A 16,932-nucleotide genomic window follows, 5' to 3' on the forward strand; every position below is an offset into this window, starting at 1 on the left:
TCCGGACTTCCGCAAAGGAGCGTGCCGTGGAATCCGACGAAGCGGCCGAACACCGGGTGCGCACGATGATTCTGGAGGCATTCGCCGACACCATCATCCCGGGCGAGAAACGCGGCCCTGACGATGCGGCGATCGCCGGCGTCGACGTCGGCGGCGGTGCCGTCACGGGCGGCGCGATCGAACTGCTCGAAGACCCCGCCGGAGGGCTGGCGCCGGCGCTCGACACGATCTGCGTGGAACTCGACGAGTACGCCCGGGAGCACGCCGCCGCCACGGGCCTCGACCTGAACCCTGATCTGCCGCCCTTCGTGGGCCTGCCATTCGAGGCCCGGACCGCGCTGATCGAGAAGCTGACCAGCCCCGATCATCCGGACAAGCAGATGTGGGTGGGGCTGGCGCTCTTCTGCAACATGGCCTTCGACAGCGCGCCACACCTGCACACCGTGGACGCGTTGGCCGCCGGGCATCCGGGCCTGCTGGCGATGAGGTACGAGACGCCCGACCCGGACGGGCTCTGGCGGTTCCCCACGTTCTCGTACGGCCGGCAGCTCGCCAACCCCCACCCGTCCACCACCGCCACGGGGAGCCCGGCATGACGGCCACCGAGTCCACCGACGTCCTGGTCATCGGCAGCGGCTTCGGCGGCGCCATTGCCGCGTACCACCTCGCCGCCGGCGGGGCCCGGGTGAAGGTCTTCGAGCGTGGCCCGTGGCTCAAGGCCGACGATTTCGAGCACGACTTCAAGCTGGGCGCGTCGTACACCCGGGTCTTCGACTTCGTCATCGGCGACGGCATGAGCGTGCTGGGCGGCAACTGCGTTGGTGGCGGCAGCGTGGTCTACTTCGCCACGATGCCGCGGGCGCCACGCTTCGTCTTCGAGCGCCACGGCAGCATCGGGCGACGCATGTGGCCCGCCGCCATCAGCCGCGACACCCTGGAGCCCTGGTACGACCGGGTGGCCGAGGCGCTGCCGGTGACCCAGCAGACGTGGGACCGGGTCCCGTACGCCGGTGGCCTGTTCGCCGCCGCCTGCCACCACGCCGGACGTACCGCCAACCCGGCGCCGTCGGCCATCGACGTGGGCATGTGCACGAACTGCAACTGGATGATGGCCGGCTGCCGCTTCGACGCCAAACGCTCGCTGCTGCTCAACTACCTGCCGGCCGCCCTGGCGCACGGCGCCGAGATCCGGCCGCTGCACGAGGTGCAGCACCTGGTCCGTAACGCCGACGGCAGCTACCGGGTCCACTATCGCGTCGTCGACGAGGAGGACTACCGGATCCTGCACGGCGAGGGGACGATCGACGCGAAGATCGTCGTGATCGCCGCCGGCGCGGGCGCCACACCGGTGATCCTGCAACGCTCGGAGCCGCACCTGGGCCGGATGCCGCACGCGGTCGGGCGGTACTTCTCCGGCAACGGTGAGCGCCTCAACACGGCCGTGTTCGACGAGGATCGGGTCCGCGAGGTGCTGAAGCTGTCGCGGCCGGACGGACGGGCCTACGAGGCGTACCAGATCGGGCGAGGTCCGACGGTCGCCAGCTGGGACCGGCTCGACGGCGCCCTGCCCGAGTTCGAGCGCTACTCCCTCGAACAGCTCTACTTCCCGCCCGCGCTGGGCACGATCCTGGCGCAGGTGCCCGACGCGAGCCCCAGCTGGTTCGGCCGGGACAAGAAGGAGATGCTGCGCCGCTGGCAGTCGTGGCTGACGATCTTCACGATGTCGGAGGACGACAACGAGGGCGTCTTCGGCCCGCCGCCGGAGACCGGCAACGCCCACCGCTTCTCGCAGCAGATGCTGGGCCACGGCCCGCTGCGGTACCGGCCCACGGCGAACACGTGGCGCGGATGGTCGCTGGCCGACGCCGACGTCAAGGACATCCTTGAGCGCGACGGGCTGTCCCGCGTGATGCCGTGGACGAACGACCTGGTGGGCGCGTACACCGTGCATCCCCTCGCCTCGTGCCGCATCGGCGACGACCCGGCGACCTCGGCCCTGGACGACCGCCACGAGCTGCGCGGGCACCCGGGCATCTTCGTGACCGACGGTTCCGCGGTGCCCGGCGCGTTGACGGTCAACCCGGCCTCGACGATCGCGGCCCTCGCCGAACGCGCCATGCCGGGCATCGTGCGGGCCGCACAGGAGCGGGGTGTCGAGGTGACCTACGGTGCGCCGTCGCCGGACGGCGAGACCGCCGGACGGCGTGCGATCGCCCGCCTGCGGTCATGAGTTTCACGGTCGCCGGGCTCACGCGGCGGGCCACCTTCGCGCACCTGCGACACGTCACCCCGGTACCTCCGGAGGCCGCGCCGGTGCGGGTCCGTCAGGTGTACGAGCAGGTCGAACGCGACTTCGGCCTGCTCGCACCGCCCATCGCCCTGCACGCCGCCGCGCCGGGACTGCTCGCCGCGGCCTGGTGCATCCTGCGGGAGACCCTGCTCGTCTCGGGCACGACGAGCCGTCGGGAGCGCGAGGCGGTGGCGGCCGCGGTGTCGGCTGCCAACACCTGTCCCTACTGCGTGGACGTCCACCAGGCAGCCGTACGCGGGCTCGGGCGCCGGGGCGCCTCGCCGCTTCCGACGGTCCTGTCGCCGGAGCTGATCGGCGTGGCCGTCGACTTCCACTACCTCAACCGCATGGTGAACGTCTTCCTGCGGGACTCACCGCTGGCGGCGGTTCCCGCTCCCCTGCTCGGTGGCGCCCGGAGCGTCGCGGCACGGTTGATGGGTCGGCTGGCCGGCCGGGAGGCGGTGGCCGGGCAGTCCCTGCCGATGCTGCCCGGCACGGCCGGCACGGTGCGGCGCCTGCCGGACGACCTCCGCTGGGCGGCGGGGCTGCCACACGTCGCCGCCGCCATGACGGGAGCGGCGGCGGTGATCGAGGACGCCGGGCAGCGGTCGGTGCCTCCTGCCGTACGCCTGCTGGTACGCGAGTGCCTCGTCGACGACGAGGCTCCGGACGACCTGGCGGGGGTGGCGGACTGGCTCGACTCACGGCTGGCGGGTCTGTCCTCTGCGGACCGGGCAACCGGACGACTGGCGATGCTCGTCGCCTTCGCCTCGTACCGGGTGCCCGACTCGGCGGTGGCCGCGGTCCGTGCCGAGGGCCACGACGACGCGGCGTTGCTCGGCCTGGCGGCCTGGGCCGCCCTGACCGCGGCACGCCGGCACGGCGACGCGCTCGCCACGGCGTACGAAACGGCGGGTTGACCGGCGAACGTCGGCCGGCCTCGGCCGGGGCCGGCCGAGCCGGCCGAGCCGGCCCTGTCAGACCTTCGGCACGTCGAACAGGGAGGGGAACTTCGCGATCAGCGCGAGGTCGCCCCGGGTCCGCAGTCGGCCCTTCATCGTCAGCACGACCGGATGCGCGTTGCCGGTCACCACCAGCAGGAAGTCGGCGCCGCCGATCGTCAGCGTCAGCTTGGGCTCGCGATCGGCGACGGGCGACACCCGGCACACCCCGTCCGCGATCTCCAGCTGGTAGCGGTCGACACCGCGGTCGGGCCGGTCACCGATCACCCAGTGGATGACGGCGTCGAGACCGGCGGCCCGGTCGGCCCGGAACACGTCCGGCATCCGCCGAAAGATCTCCTGCAACAGGGCGTCCCGGCGTTCCCCACTCATCAGCGCGCGGACGTCCGGCATCGGGGTGCTCTTGACGAAGATGGCGAGATCACGGGGCGCCAGCGCCGCCGGATCGGCGTTGTTGGTGGTCATCGAAGGCTCCTCTGGTCGTCGTCCGCGCGCGGGTCCTAGCTGTCGCTGACGCCGGCGGGCTGAATGACCCGCTCACGGATCACCCGCCGCCACTCCTCGTAGGCCAGGCCGTCGGCGGGCGCGTCGACCGCCGCGGCATCGGCCAGCTCGGCGGCGGCCTCCGACGACAGGCCGGTCAGCGCCCGCGCCGCCGCGTCGGTGTGCTCCGGGCAGTAGCCCGCCCACGTCCGCGCCTTGGCCGCGAAGACCGCGCCCTGGGCGAGGTGCGGGCCGTACTCGCCGGCCAACGACCGCAACGACTCGAAGCCCGCGGTGTCGCACCCGCCGGCGAACGTCGCGGCCAGTCCCACACCGCTCCACAGGTCCGCGCGGCGCGGGGCCGCGAAGCCGTCGACGGTCGCGGCCACCGCCGCCGGATCGGCCGCGTGCCGGAACCACAGCGCCCGGCCGACGCCCTGGTCGAACGCCCGCGGGAAGTAGTCGGCGTGCCCCTGCCACGGGTACGGCCGCGGCCGTCGCTGCCCGACGATCCAGGTGGCCTGGTCGAAGTACGCCTTGTCGAAGCCGTAGCCGTCGACGGCCAGCCAGCTCATCGTCGGGTGGTAGGGGATCCCGGTGAGGTCCGGCAGCACCTTGCGCCACAACACGCGCGGCAGCCGGGCCATCGCGAAGCCGATGCCGATGCAGGCGAGGAAGTAGTGCGGGCGCCCCGGCCCTTCCAGCAACTCACGGGTACGGGAACCGCCTGCCGTCGCATCGAGCACGGTGTAGGCCATCGTCGCGCCCTCGTAGGCGAAGCCACGACGTTCCGGGTCCACGAGAGCGAGCCGGCGTTCCAGCTCGGCGACGCTCGGACCCTCGATCCCCCACTCGAAGCCGCAGACCACCGCCTGCGGGATCGCCTCCAGGTGGACTGTGGTGGCGGAGGCCGTGACCGGGAATCCGAGCGCGGCGAAGGAGACCTGCTCCAGCGAAGGCGCGAGAACCATGCGGCGCATCGACCCGAACACTCTCGACATACCGGCCACCCTTCGTTCGGTGCCACGGCGGCGGTCACCGCGACGATTTCATCCTGGCCGGGTTCGAGGAGCTGCGCGTCTCCGAGCGTGCCCGGTCGGTTCCCGGCCCTGCGCTGGGCTTTCGGCGTGGTCCCGCATGGTCGGGTGGGACCGGCGTCGCCGCCGGGTGTGTCCACCCGGCGACGACGCCTCAGATCAGTTGGCGAACTGACCCGGCTCCCGGCCTGGGCCGGCGGGGCCCCGATAGGCCTGGGCGATCTCCAACCAGTGCGTGGCGACGTCCCCCTGGGCACGGACCGCGAGATCGTCGCGGTGCCGGCGGCGGGTGACCAGGAGGCAGAAGTCCTCAGCGGGCCCGGTGACGCGCTCCGGCGACTCGGCTGGGCCGAACTCCCACAGCGCGCCGGACGGCGCGGTGATCTCGAAGCGGAACTCGACGTCCGGGGTTTCGAGGCCGCGCGCCTGGTAACCGAAGTCCCAGGTCCGGACCGCGAATCCCACGATCTGCCCGATCCGGTCGGTGAACGTGCGCCGGACGCCGAGGGCGTCGGCGATGTCCTGGCCGTGGGCGAAGAGTTCCATCATCCCGGCCATGGCCAGCACCGCCGCCGGCAGCGGGCGCACCAACCACGGGACGAGCTGGTTCATCGGCAGGGCGCCCAGCGCCTTCTCGGCCCACGCCCGCTCCTCACGCCAGCGCCGCAACAACTCGGCGGGTTCCTCGGCGAGGTAGCCGGACAGTGCCGCGGTCACGTTGGCGTTGAAGTCGGCGCCCAGCCGTCCCGTCATGGCGACGAACTGGTCGGGGTCGGCCGCCGCGAGTCCGGCCATGCGGAAGGTGGCCGCGAGGTGGGCGATCTGGTGGGCGACGGTCCAGCCGGGCGCGGGGGTCGGCAGCGCCCACGCGGCCACGTCGAGGTCGCTGACCAGGCGGTCGAGGTCGTCGCCGTCGGCGGCCAGGTCGGCGATCACCTTGGGATACTGGTGTTCGGTCACTGTTCTGCCTCTCAGTTCGATGGCGTCCGGACAGCCCGGTCAGTGCCGGGGGACGGTCGCGAGTTCGGTGGGGGCGACCTGCCGGCGTCCGCCCAGCAGGGCGATGGCGATGACGAGCCCGAGGGCGGTGAAGATCGCGCAGGTGATGAACGCGGGGCGGAAGCCCGCCGCGGGCCCGGCGTCGGCCGAGAAGGAGACGAGCACGGTCGACACGATGGCGATCCCCAGACCGCCGCCGATCTGCTGGGAGGCGGTGTTCATCCCCGACGCGAGGCCGAGATCGGTCTCGGCGACACCGGCGAGAGCAGCCGCCGAGGCCGCTACCGTGCCGAGCCCCAGGCCGGTGCCGAAGACGAACAGCCCGATGAACAGCCCGACGGACGAGCCACCGGCCGCCACCGCCTGCGCCAGCAGCAGGCTGCCGGCACCGAGCAGGACGAGGCAGATCGCCGCCACCGGTCGGAAGCCGTACCGCGTGATGAACGACTGCCCGGCGTACGAACCGACCAACGCCATCAGTGGCATGATCGACTGCCGGATGCCGGATTCCAGCGGGGTGTCCCCGAGCGGGCCCTGGGTGTACTGGGCGATCGCCAGCGACATCCCGAAGGCACACATGATCATGGTGACCATGACCAGGTTGCCGCCGACCAGAGACGCCGAGCGCAGCAGCCGCAGCGGCAGCAGGGGCACGCTGGACCGGGCCTCGATGGCGACGAACACCAGGGCCAGCACGATCGCGGCGGCGGCGGTGCTCAGGGTCTGGACGCTGAGCCAGCCCTCCGCCGGCGCGGTCACGAGGGCGTAGATCACGAGCACCAGCGCCGCGGTGCTCGTCACGGCGCCCGCGACGTCGTACGTGCGCGTGGCGTTCAGGTCCCGGCTCTCGCGCAGCAGGACCGGGATCAGGGCCAGCATCAGAAGCGCCACCGGCACGTTGACGAAGAAGACGGCGGGCCAGCCGAAGCTGCTGGTGAGCCAGCCGCCGATGAGCAGACCCACGGTCGCGCCGACACCGGCGATGCCGGCCCAGCCGGCCAGGGCGAGATGCCGCTCGCGGCCCTCCGGGAACATGCTGGTGAGGATCGAGAGCGCGGTCGGCGCCATCAGAGCCGCCGAGAGGCCGTGCACGGCCCGGGCGGCGATCAGCACCTCGCCGTTCCACGCGAAGCCCGAGGCCAGCGAGACCAGCAGGAACAGCACCGTGCCGGCGAAGAACATCCGGCGACGCCCGAGCAGGTCGGCGGCTCGGCCACCGAGCAGCAGCAGGCCACCGAAGGTGACAAGGTTGGCGCTGAGCACCCACTGGGCCGCGCTGGGCGCCAGTCGCAGGTCGGCGCCGATCGTCGGCAGCGCCAGGATGACGATCTGCGTGTCGAGGATGACCATGAAGTTCGCGGTGCACAGCAGGACGAGCGCCCACCATCGGCGCGAGTCCGGCGGCGCTGCGGTGCCGGCGAGCTGAGCTGTGTCCATGTCGCTGTCCTTCGTCTCGATGGCTGAAGCGGGTCAGCGCCGCGAGCGCAGCACGCGGGAGATGATCGCGGGGCGCATGAGAGCCTGCGGCGGGTCGACGAGGCCCGCGGAGCGCAGGAAGGCAGTCGTCAGCACGCCGTCGTGAGCCGCTGCCGCCTGCAGGCGGGGGATGTACAGATTGCCCATCCGCACCTTCGCCGTCCGTCGGCCCACGACACCGGGGAAGCCGAGGTCGGCTCCGGCTGACATGTCCCAGGGCGCGTCGATGAGCCGGGACAGGTCGCGGAAGAAGGCCCGCGGCGCCGGCGGACCGGAGAGCACGTGTTCACCAAGCAATCGGGCGGACATCGCCGCCACCGTCATGCCCTGGCCGTAGACGGGGTTGAAGACGCACGCGGCGTCACCGAGGACGATCAGCCCATCCGGCGTCCGCGCCAGCCGATCGTAGCGTCGACGGATGCTCGCCGGGAACCGGAAAGAAGCCGCCGGCCCCATCGGCTCGGCGTCGCGGACCGCCTTGTAGATCTCCGGCACGGGCAGGGACTGCACGTACGCCAGGAAGCCCTCGTGGTCGGTCGGCGGCCGGTCGCCCAGGATGCCGGTCAGCGAGACGGCGTACCGGTCGGGCATCCGGGCGAAGATCGCGCCGCGCGGCTGCGCCGGGGTGGCGACCGGGAGCAGCGCGATGTCCTCGCCGATCGGGTCGAACGACAGCGGGCCGTGAAAGTCCATAGTGGTGTACGTCAGGTCCATCTTGACCCGTTCCTCCGGGACCCGCTGGTAGCCCAGCTCCTCCAGCCAGAGCGGCGTCCGCGAGCCGCGTCCGGTGGTGTCGACGACCAGATCGGCGTCGAGGACCTCCTCGGGTGCGCCCGGCGCCCGTCCCTGCACGCGGACGCCGGCTATCCGCTGCCGGTCCGGCGACGCGACCAGACCCACGATGTCGGTGCGCTCTCGATAGGTGACGTTGCCGAGGGCCCGAACCCGGGCCCGTACGCGCGACTCGAGCAGCGGCCGACCACTCGCGACGCAGACCAGCCCGGTCTCGGCCTTACGGATCATCTGGCCGTTGAAGTACCAGCTGAGGCTGGTGCCGAAGTCGCCGATCGGCACCCCGCCGGCCACCAGCTCGTCGGTGAAACCCGGGAACAGCTCCTCCAGGATCTGCTGGCCGCGGGCGAGCAGAGCGTGGATGTGGTGGCCCTGTGGCGCCGCCTGGCGGGGCTCCACCGGCCCGAAGAGGTCGTCGCGGTCGACGACGGTGACCCTCTCGCAGGCCGGGGACAACACCCGGGCCGCCAGTGATCCGGCGACGCTGCCGCCGAGGACCACCGCATGCGCAATCAGCGGAACGCCCATTACCGTCAGCCTCCTGGATTGGGACAAGAATCAATTGTTGCCAGTTATGGTATCGACCGGAAGCGCCATTACTTCTTCCAGAATGCTCTGTCCGGAAAGGGATTCCGGAAGCCTTTCCGGCCCACCTTCGCATCGCTAACATGGTCCGCGGACGCCGCCGCGATGTCTCTTGTCGCGAGGAATGGCGTTCCGTTCCCTCATCGAGTGAGGATTGCCGCATGAAACCGTTCCGGATCGACATTACGCAAGCCGCCGTGGACGACCTGCGCCGCCGTCTCGCCGACACGCGCTGGCCTGCCGACTCGCCCGCCGAGGACTGGAGCCGGGGCGTGCCGGCGACCTACCTGCGCGAATTGGTGGAGTACTGGCGAACCGGTTACGACTGGCGTGCCGCCGAGACCCGGCTCAACTCCTTCCCGCAGTTCACCACCGAGGTCGGCGGCACCACCGTGCACTTCCTGCACGTGCGCTCCCCCGAGCCGGACGCCACGCCCATGATCATCACGCACGGCTGGCCCGGTTCCTTCGCCGAGTTCACCGACATCATCGGGCCGCTCACCGATCCGCGGGCACACGGTGGCGACCCCGCGACCGCCTGCCACCTGGTCATTCCCACCATTCCCGGTTTCGGATTCTCCGGGCCCCCCAGCGGTCCGGGCTGGACCATGCCGCGGGTCGCCGCCGCCTGGGCCGAGCTGATGGCCGGGCTGGGCTACGAGCGGTACGTCGTCCAGGGCGGCGACTTCGGCGCCTGGATCAGCCTGGTGTTGGCGGGCCTCGATCACGAGCACGTCATCGGGGCGCACGTGAACTTCCTGCCGACGCCACCCTCGGGCGACCCCGCCGATCTGGCCGGGCTGACCGAGGTCGAGGGGGGACGGCTGGGGCTGTTGATGAACTACGTCGACGACCAGTCCGGGTACATGAAGATCCAGGCCACCCGGCCGCAGACGCTGGCGTACGCCCTGAACGACTCGCCGGTGGGCCAGCTCGCCTGGATCGTCGAGAAGCTGCACGAGTGGAGCGACTCGACCAAGGCCCCCGAAGAGGCGATCGACCGCGACCGGATCCTCACCAACGTGATGCTGTACTGGCTGACCGGCGCCGGCGCGTCGTCGGCCCACTTCTACTACGACAACGCCGAGCTCCTGCCCATCGCCAAGACTCCCCCGCCGCCTCCCCCGCCCCTGCCGGTGCCCCTGGGCGTGGCGATCTTCCCCCGCGACCCCGGCCAGCCGGTCCGGCGCTTCGCCGAGCGTGGCTTCCCGAACATCGTGCAGTGGACCGAGTTCGAGCGGGGTGGCCACTTCGCCGCCATGGAGCAGCCGGACCTGCTGGTCGGTGACCTGCGCTCGTTCGTCGCGGCCCTGCGGAGCTGAACCGCACGGTGAAGGGCCCCGGATGTCTCGGCATCCGGGGCCCTTCACCATGCGGCTCGTCAAGGGCGCTACCGCGGAGGTACGCGGCGTGGCGCTGGTCGGCGGACGAGCAGGATCACCAGGACGACGACCGTGACGAGATTGACCAGGAGCAGTACCGCGCTGAGACCGTCGACGCCGTGCTCGTGCCCCGCGTCGGCGTCGGCGGCCGTGGCGCCGGACGCCTGCGTGCCGACGGCGAAGCGGATGACGCCGCTGGTCTGTCCGCCAGCGACGCCGATGACGTGGTAGACGACCGTGTATGTGCCGTTGGCCTCGATCCGGACGGGCACCCGCAGGATGTCGCCCGGCCCGGCGGTCACGGCACCGGAGTCCACCCGCCGCCCCGCGCTGTCGACGACCGAGAGGTGCGACAGCGCGGGGTCGGCGGCCGCCGACAGGTTCAGTCGTGCCTCGCCCGGCGCCGTCGTCAGGCTCTGCGCGTCGGCGGGCGAGCTGCCCATCAGGCGTACCGCCGGCGCGCGGTCGGTGACCGCGACGAGCAAACCCAGTGGCAGCAGGACCAGCACGGCGGCGATGAGCAGGCGGGTCCGACGGGACACGGTCAGGCCGCTACGACGCTCGGGTGCGGCTGCGTCTGCACGCAGTTGCAGCGCGTCTGCTCCAGTTCCCGATCGTTCGGGCGCAGGTGCAGATACATCCCGATGATCATCGGCAGGAACACGACCGAGTTGTAGAACAGGTGCAGTTCGACCCGCGGGTAGATCAGTTGCAGGACGCTGGTCGGCACCGCCGCGCCGAAGAAGTTGGTGTGCAGCTGCGCCTGCAACAGCAGCAGGAAGTGCTCGATGTGGTGCCAGAACTGGATCACCAGGGCGACCGTCCACCAGGTGCGGGCCCGGCCGACGAAGCCGGGGCGGAGCAGGAACAGGCCGACCAACATGACCAGCGCGTACCCGTAGTGCATCCATTCCGAGGTCACCAGCCACGGGAGGAACTGCCCGAGCACGCCGCGCGCCTGGGGACGGGCCCAGCCGAGCACCCAGATCTGGTAAGCCTGGACCAGGTGTTCGGCCCAGTGCGCGAGCGTGATCACCAGGAAGCCCCCGAGCGCTGCCCGGTGATAGGCATGGTTGAGTGTGCGAACCGGTGCGACCACCATTCGGTTCTCCTATTCCGTGGGGTTCGATTCACGCGCCGCATCAACACAGCACGGGGCCAACGAGAAACGACACTGGTTCCCACCGGCGTTGGCTCTTCGTACGCGCCTTTCACGACTCGCGAGGCACGACAGCGCCATTGTCACGCCGCGGGCGTCCGCCGTTCTTCTCCTCGTGTGCGCTCTGCCGGACCCCGATCCGACGGGCTGCGGCGAAGCTGGCCCAGGCGGCCACGTCGACCAGCGTGGCGTCCGCCGGATGGTGGCGGCGGAAATCCTCGACGACCTCGGGGCCGACCCGGTAGGAGGCGAACGCGGTGAGCAGCGCGAGACGTGCCGCCGCCCGCTGCGGTGCGGTCAGCGGCTCGATCAGCTCCTCGCACCAGCGGGTGCTGAGGCCGGCGTCCTCCCCGGCCCACCCGTCGAGCCGGGTCACCACGAGGCTGCGGACCGCGGGGTCGAGCGAGCGCTCGCCGGCGACCTCGAAGACGCGGTAGGAGCGCGCCATCGCGTCCGCGATGCGTGGGCTGCCCGAGGCCCAACTGACGTCCGAGGTCGGCGGCGCGGCGTCGAGCAGGCGGGTGGCTCGGCCGGCGAGGTGCTGTCCTCGGAGGGTGGGCCGGAGCACCCGGCCGAGCCCCTGATTGAGCCGGCGCCGCGCGCGTGGGCCGAGGCCCTGCGGCAGCAGCGAGTTGGCAAGGAAGACGTTGACCACGCGGCTCAGGTAATGGAAGCCCACCACGACCCCGACCAGCTCCGCTCGCTCCACTTCGGACACTCCGGCCGGCAGGGGCGGCCCGTCGGCACGGTGTGCGCCGCGGGCCCATTGCACGAAGCGCCGCATTCGGATGTCGGCGATCTCGTCAGGCCGGTCCGCGGCGATCGCCTCGGCGTCGCGCTCGTCGGAGAGTTCGAAGAGGCCCGCCACGTGCAGATCGGCGCAGTAGGGACAGGTGTTGGCCACCGACACCGTTGCCGCGACCGCTTCCTTGACAGCGCGGTCCACCACTCCGGCCGGCAACAGCGGCTCCCGGGTGAGGGTCCAGTAGGCGGCCAGGACATCGTCGGACGGCGAGTGCAACAACGCCGGCGGCACCACGATCTGGAATTCCTCGGCGACCTGGCGATACACCGCCGCGACGAGTCCACGCGCCGTCGCGGCGGGCACGACGGTCAGGAACCTGACGTGCTTCTGAGCGACCGAGGAAGCAACCCGTCTCGCGACCATCAGAACCTCCCGCGTCAGATTCCCCGATTGCTCCCGCTGTTTGCGGGCCCGCCGGTGACCGCACGCCTCGCGCATCGGCACACCCACGCCCGGACTCGGCCGCCTCCTGCCCTGCGGGGTGACGTCCTCAGGCGGCCGCGCCCACCCGGTCCCGCACCGCGGTACTGCCGTGCTGGGCCTGGCTCAGCGCGTACTTGCGCGCGTCGAGCAGGGCGAGCAGCACCGGCGGATCCAGTGCGCTGCTGCGCCGCAGCACCATGTTCGCGGTGACCTTCGAGTCGGCGCGGACCGTGAGCGGGCCGTACGTCGCCACCGACACGGCACGATCGGCCACGTCGGCGCGCTGCTCGGCACCGTCCGGATCGGCCGACACCGACTGGGCCAACAGGTACCACGAGCCCAGGGGAACCGCGTCGAAGTGGACCCAGCCGGGTTGCTGCAGAACGGCGCACCGCGCCGGACGTCCTTCCGGGATACGGCCGCTGAACAGACCGACGAAAATAAGCGGGTGGTCATCGTCCTCGGCGAGACGGACCTGGCACGACACCTGGCCGCTCGGCGATCGGCCGGAGCGCCACTCGAAGTGCGGGTGGATAGACTGCGTGTAGCCGGCGTGTCGACGGAACGCGGTGGGCGACATACCGACGCTGCGGCTGAACCGCCAACTGAACGTACCGACGCTGTTGTAACCCACGCGGACGCTGATGTCCGCGACGTTCATCGATGTGGTGATGAGCAGGTCCTTCGCCCGCTGCAGGCGCAGCGCCGAGAGGAAGCGGGCCGGCGACACACCGGTCACCCGCCGGAAGATGCGAGTGAAGTGGAATTTGCTGAACATTGCAGCACGGGCCATGTCGTCGACAGTCAACTGTTCACCCATGCGGTCATGCATCGCTGCGACTGCCCGCAGCACCGCCTGCTCAGAAACGTCTTTCATGACACTCCCCCAGGTGCTGTTCCGCTGCATCATTCAACTCGTGGCAGTCAGATATGTGCGCGCCTACCTGACAATTGAATATAAAAGCCGGAACAGTGCGGTCAATTACGTCGAATGATCTCTCGACTTATCGCAACACTATCGGACGGCACGTCGGCAATCAACCCTGGGTGAGCGCGCGACGCAATCGTGGAGAAGCAGCGGGTATTGGCGCTACTGGATATGGATAGCGTGAATCACCGATATATGCACACCTCGTGGCCGAAGCGGTCCAGGTCGGCCGGGCGGCCTTGATCCGTCGGCGCATGACTGGAATTGATCACCATTGGCACTGCTCGGAGTGCACGCAGCCGGTCGTGGCGGATTGGCGGTGACGGACTCTGGACGGCGTGCCAGCAGGTCGGGCCGGCCTCCTGCCGTCATCGGCCGCCCCTGCGACGATACCCGCCGGTAACACCGGCCAGATACGTGATCAGCATGCCGGCGGGGCCTCAGATACGTGTCTCAGCCAGGGCTTTCATGGTGGACAGTTCTATTTGTGCGGTCAACCGCGACAACGGGCGTGGCTCGCGGAACGCGGGTCACGCCGATCCGTTCACCGGCCACTGACGGGCATGATTGGGAGGCCAGCTCTGGTTACTAACAGTGTTTGTGTGGTAATTAAGGGTTGCCGAAGTATGTCCGAGTCTCCTAGTCTCCTATCGGACGGCGCAACCATCAGCCACCTCGATTGCGCATCCGGCACCACCCGGAAGGAGCCGATCACCCGTGCTTCTCGGTCCACACCAGCCCAGGACAGCCACGACGACCTCCGCCGGCAGCGACGCCGCAACGACAGCGTTATTTCCGCGGCGCAGCCACAGCTAGCACGAGCGGTCGCGATCCACGGGCCTGAAACGTTGATCACCGGGAGCCACGATGCGAATATCTGACCTGAGTCGGCAGTCCGGGGTGCCGGTCGGGACGATCAAGTTCTACCTGCGCGAACGCCTGCTCCCACCCGGCGAACCCACGGGACGCAACCAGGCACTTTACAATAAGAATCACCTACGACGCCTTCGGCTGATCAAGATATTCACCTCCATCGGTGAACTCGACCTCACGTCGGTACGGCGGCTCCTGATCGCCGCCGAGGACGAGCACCTGTCGTCGATCGAGCTGTTCGAGGTGCTCAACCAGGTGTCGATGGCGGGCAAGGACACCGCCGCCGAGGAGGACGAGAGCCTCGATCTCGCCCGTGCCGACGCGAACCGCATCATCGAATCGTCCGGCTGGCAGGTCAACCCGGACGCCGCCGCCCGCTCACACCTCACCCTCGCGCTCGCCGCGATGCGGCGCCTGGGCTGCGACTGCGATCCGGACTTTCTCGACGTCTACCGGGAGGCAGCCGACCGGCTCGCCCGGCACGAGGTCGGTCGGATCGCGAACGACCGCACCGCGCGCATCGAGGCCCTCGCGCGCAACGTCCTGCTACACCAGGCGTTCGCGGCGATGCGCCAGCTCGGGCAGCAGCATCACCTGTCCCGCCGATTCGGCCTCGTGCCGGCGAACCAGGGGACGGCCGACGACGGCGACCGCGCCTGACACCCGAAGCCGATGCGCCGAGGCACACGGGTCGACCGGACAGGGACGTCGGCCCGGCGGGGCGGCGCCGACGGACTGACTGTGCCGGTGACGCCGGCGGAGCTGACGCGTGAGGGCCGGCCAGCTGGCCGGCCCTCAGAACGTGCTACTCAGGCTGGGTCACGCGGGCAGTTCTGGTAGACCGAGAGCACCCAGGCGTCGTCGCGCTTGACGAGGATCCACGAGGCCCGGATGGCGTCCGCGGAGGCCAGGTCGGTGCTCCCGGCCGCGATCACCCCGCCGACGGTCAACAACGCGACCGCGCCGGGCCCGAGGGGCTTGACGTCGATCGGCTTCCCGGTGACGGTCGTGCCGGCGTACACGCCCTGGTAGGCATCCGCCATGTAGTCGCGAATGGCCGTGCGGCCCTTCACGTACACGCCCGGCAGGATGAGCGTGCCGTCCTCGGCGAACAGGTCGGCGAAGGCGTCGGCGTCATGGGCCGCCCAGGCCTTCACCATCCGGGCCGACACGGCGCCGATCGCCGCCTGGTCCGATCCGTCCAGGACCGGAGCTTGTGTGTTGGTGGTCATCTGCTACCCACTTCCGTCGGCCGTCCATCGATGGCAACTGATGACCATCGTGGCCGGAGCCGCGCCGTCCTGGCGTCTTCCAGCGTGCGCCGGGTCGGCAGGGCGCAACGTCCGAGAAGTGCCGGCCGCCTGGTCCCGCCGGCGATGGAATTCGGTGCCGGCTCGGAGCGGGTCGCCGGACGCATCCGTGTACGCGCGCGCGGATGCCCACCGACGTATCGGTGGACATCCGCGAGCTGGTGGACCGATCAGATGAAGAACGTGTTGGGCTCCAGGCCGCACAGCACCCGGCCGTAGAGCTCCATCGTGGTCGTCGGCAGATGCAGAGCGTGCAGGGTGACCGCGCGGACGTCGCGCCGGATCCGCTGGATCGGCTCCCGCGTGTAGATCGACGATGCGCCACACGCGCCGGCCAGGATGTCGACCGCCTCGGCGGTCAGCTGCGGCACACGACCCGCCACGGCCCTGGCGTACGCGCGGTCGCGGACCGTCCACGGCTCCCGCGTCAGACCGCGCTCGTCCACCAACGTGGCGAGCCTGCGCGCGTGCCCCTCGGCCTCGTCGATCTTGAGGGCGGCGTCGGCCGCCTGCAGGTGCGTGATCGGCGCGTCCGCCTGGCGCTCGTAGTTGGTGTTGGAGATGGGCCGTTCGTTGATCCGGGCATAGAACTGCTCCTCGGCAGCACGCGCCATGCCGATCATCTTGCCGGAGGTCGACGCCGCCACCGCCGCGACCAGTGGCGACTGGAACATCGGCAGGTCCCGGTTGCGCTCGGACGCGTACTCGCCGGCGGTGAACGCGGCGATCCGCATGATGTTGGCGCCGGGCACGAAGACATCCTCCGCGACGGCCCTGACGCTGCCGGTCCCGGAGAGCGCGGACACGTGCCAGTCGTCCACGATGCGCAGCGCGCTCATCGGCACCACTGCCATCACCGGCTCGGGCTCGCCCTCGGACGGGATGAGCAGGGTGGAGAGCAGCTTCCACCCGCTGTGCGCGGCGCCACTGTTGAACGCCCACTCACCGTTGACCACGATGCCGCCGTCCTTGGGGACTCCGGTGCCGTTGAGCGCCAGCGTTCCACTGATCCGGGCGTCCGGGTCGGCGAAGATCTCGTCCTGCACCTCGTCCGGGAACAGGCCGACGTTCCACGAGGTGATCCACCAGGCGGCGACGTCGAACGCCGCGGCGCCGTCGCCGCGACCCAGCTCGATGCCGACGTCCAGCAGTGTGTGGGCGTCCACCTCGTACCCGCCGAAGCGCGCCGCGGTACGCATGCGGAAGATTCCGGCAGCCGTCATCGCCTCGACACTCTCGTCGGCGAGCCGGCGGTTCTCCTCCTGCCACAACGAATTCTTCCGGAGCACCGGGACAATGTCGGCCGCCCTCTTCGTCAGATCGGTTCGGTGTGACGTCTCGGTTGTCTGCACGGGGTCTCCTCCTGGTACGGCCCCATCGTGCCCCCGCCGGGAAGCGGATGGCGCAAACGGGCGGCTGCATGAAGCG

At 70.5% G+C, this 16,932-nt stretch carries 16 protein-coding genes; 5 read left to right on the top strand and 11 right to left on the bottom strand.

Going from position 1 to position 16,932, the window contains the following annotated elements; translation table 11 throughout:
- The first annotated feature begins 65 nt into the window (after positions 1 to 65).
- Genes ABZU46_RS10670 through ABZU46_RS10680 form a run of 3 tightly spaced genes read left to right on the top strand, consistent with a single transcriptional unit; the run spans position 66 to position 3,210 of the window.
- On the top strand, positions 66 to 596 hold the full coding sequence (locus ABZU46_RS10670; protein ID WP_354856234.1) for a DUF5987 family protein: 531 nt from the start codon (positions 66 to 68) through the stop codon (positions 594 to 596).
- Positions 593 to 2,230 carry a GMC family oxidoreductase gene (locus ABZU46_RS10675; protein WP_354856208.1) on the top strand — a complete coding sequence of 546 codons (1,638 nt, stop codon included), beginning with the start codon at positions 593 to 595 and terminating at the stop codon, positions 2,228 to 2,230. The genes ABZU46_RS10670 and ABZU46_RS10675 overlap by 4 nt, the downstream gene beginning before the upstream one ends.
- A complete protein-coding gene (locus ABZU46_RS10680; RefSeq protein ID WP_354856209.1) occupies positions 2,227 to 3,210 on the top strand; it encodes a carboxymuconolactone decarboxylase family protein in 984 nt (327 codons plus the stop codon). Before ABZU46_RS10675 ends, ABZU46_RS10680 begins: the two co-directional genes overlap by 4 nt.
- A gap of 57 nt (positions 3,211 to 3,267) precedes the next feature.
- Here ABZU46_RS10680 and ABZU46_RS10685 read toward each other — a convergent pair whose 3' ends face one another.
- From ABZU46_RS10685 to ABZU46_RS10705, 5 genes are all read right to left on the bottom strand, one after another.
- Positions 3,268 to 3,717 (bottom strand): SCP2 sterol-binding domain-containing protein, encoded by a 450-nt coding sequence (locus ABZU46_RS10685; protein WP_354856210.1) that lies wholly within the window; start codon positions 3,715 to 3,717, stop codon positions 3,268 to 3,270.
- 35 nt (positions 3,718 to 3,752) lie between these two features.
- Positions 3,753 to 4,736, bottom strand: a complete 984-nt coding sequence (locus ABZU46_RS10690) for a DUF1702 family protein (protein WP_354856211.1) — start codon at positions 4,734 to 4,736, stop codon at positions 3,753 to 3,755.
- 195 nt (positions 4,737 to 4,931) lie between these two features.
- Complete coding sequence (locus ABZU46_RS10695; RefSeq protein ID WP_354856212.1) at positions 4,932 to 5,732, bottom strand: TIGR03084 family metal-binding protein; 801 nt, start codon at positions 5,730 to 5,732, stop codon at positions 4,932 to 4,934.
- Positions 5,733 to 5,771: 39 nt separating this feature from the next.
- On the bottom strand, positions 5,772 to 7,208 hold the full coding sequence (locus ABZU46_RS10700) for an MFS transporter (RefSeq protein ID WP_354856213.1): 1,437 nt from the start codon (positions 7,206 to 7,208) through the stop codon (positions 5,772 to 5,774).
- A 33-nt stretch (positions 7,209 to 7,241) separates the two neighbouring features.
- Positions 7,242 to 8,567: an FAD-binding monooxygenase gene (locus tag ABZU46_RS10705; protein WP_354856214.1), complete on the bottom strand. Its 1,326-nt coding sequence runs from the start codon at positions 8,565 to 8,567 to the stop codon at positions 7,242 to 7,244.
- 218 nt (positions 8,568 to 8,785) lie between these two features.
- Here ABZU46_RS10705 and ABZU46_RS10710 point away from each other — a divergent pair, with 218 nt between their 5' ends.
- Positions 8,786 to 9,946, top strand: coding sequence for an epoxide hydrolase family protein (locus ABZU46_RS10710; RefSeq protein WP_354856215.1), 1,161 nt, complete (start codon positions 8,786 to 8,788; stop codon positions 9,944 to 9,946).
- Between the two features lie 68 nt (positions 9,947 to 10,014).
- Here the strand turns inward: ABZU46_RS10710 and ABZU46_RS10715 are convergent, their stop codons facing one another.
- The 4 genes from ABZU46_RS10715 to ABZU46_RS10730 form a co-directional block, all read right to left on the bottom strand.
- Positions 10,015 to 10,548: a copper resistance CopC family protein gene (locus ABZU46_RS10715; RefSeq protein WP_354856216.1), complete on the bottom strand. Its 534-nt coding sequence runs from the start codon at positions 10,546 to 10,548 to the stop codon at positions 10,015 to 10,017.
- 2 nt (positions 10,549 to 10,550) lie between these two features.
- Positions 10,551 to 11,108: a hypothetical protein gene (locus ABZU46_RS10720; protein WP_354856217.1), complete on the bottom strand. Its 558-nt coding sequence runs from the start codon at positions 11,106 to 11,108 to the stop codon at positions 10,551 to 10,553.
- Positions 11,109 to 11,217: 109 nt separating this feature from the next.
- Positions 11,218 to 12,333 (bottom strand): carboxymuconolactone decarboxylase family protein, encoded by a 1,116-nt coding sequence (locus ABZU46_RS10725; RefSeq protein ID WP_354856218.1) that lies wholly within the window; start codon positions 12,331 to 12,333, stop codon positions 11,218 to 11,220.
- A 127-nt stretch (positions 12,334 to 12,460) separates the two neighbouring features.
- A complete protein-coding gene (locus tag ABZU46_RS10730; RefSeq protein WP_354856235.1) occupies positions 12,461 to 13,270 on the bottom strand; it encodes a helix-turn-helix transcriptional regulator in 810 nt (269 codons plus the stop codon).
- 918 nt (positions 13,271 to 14,188) lie between these two features.
- Between ABZU46_RS10730 and ABZU46_RS10735 the strand changes: the two genes are divergently transcribed.
- Positions 14,189 to 14,854, top strand: coding sequence for a MerR family transcriptional regulator (locus ABZU46_RS10735; protein WP_354856219.1), 666 nt, complete (start codon positions 14,189 to 14,191; stop codon positions 14,852 to 14,854).
- A 149-nt stretch (positions 14,855 to 15,003) separates the two neighbouring features.
- Here ABZU46_RS10735 and ABZU46_RS10740 read toward each other — a convergent pair whose 3' ends face one another.
- A complete protein-coding gene (locus tag ABZU46_RS10740) occupies positions 15,004 to 15,426 on the bottom strand; it encodes an SgcJ/EcaC family oxidoreductase (RefSeq protein ID WP_354856220.1) in 423 nt (140 codons plus the stop codon).
- Between the two features lie 248 nt (positions 15,427 to 15,674).
- Positions 15,675 to 16,856, bottom strand: a complete 1,182-nt coding sequence (locus ABZU46_RS10745; RefSeq protein ID WP_354856221.1) for an acyl-CoA dehydrogenase — start codon at positions 16,854 to 16,856, stop codon at positions 15,675 to 15,677.
- Positions 16,857 to 16,932: the final 76 nt, after the last annotated feature.

This window comes from Micromonospora sp. NPDC005197, assembly GCF_040608295.1.
In the GTDB taxonomy this organism is placed as follows: domain Bacteria; phylum Actinomycetota; class Actinomycetes; order Mycobacteriales; family Micromonosporaceae; genus Micromonospora.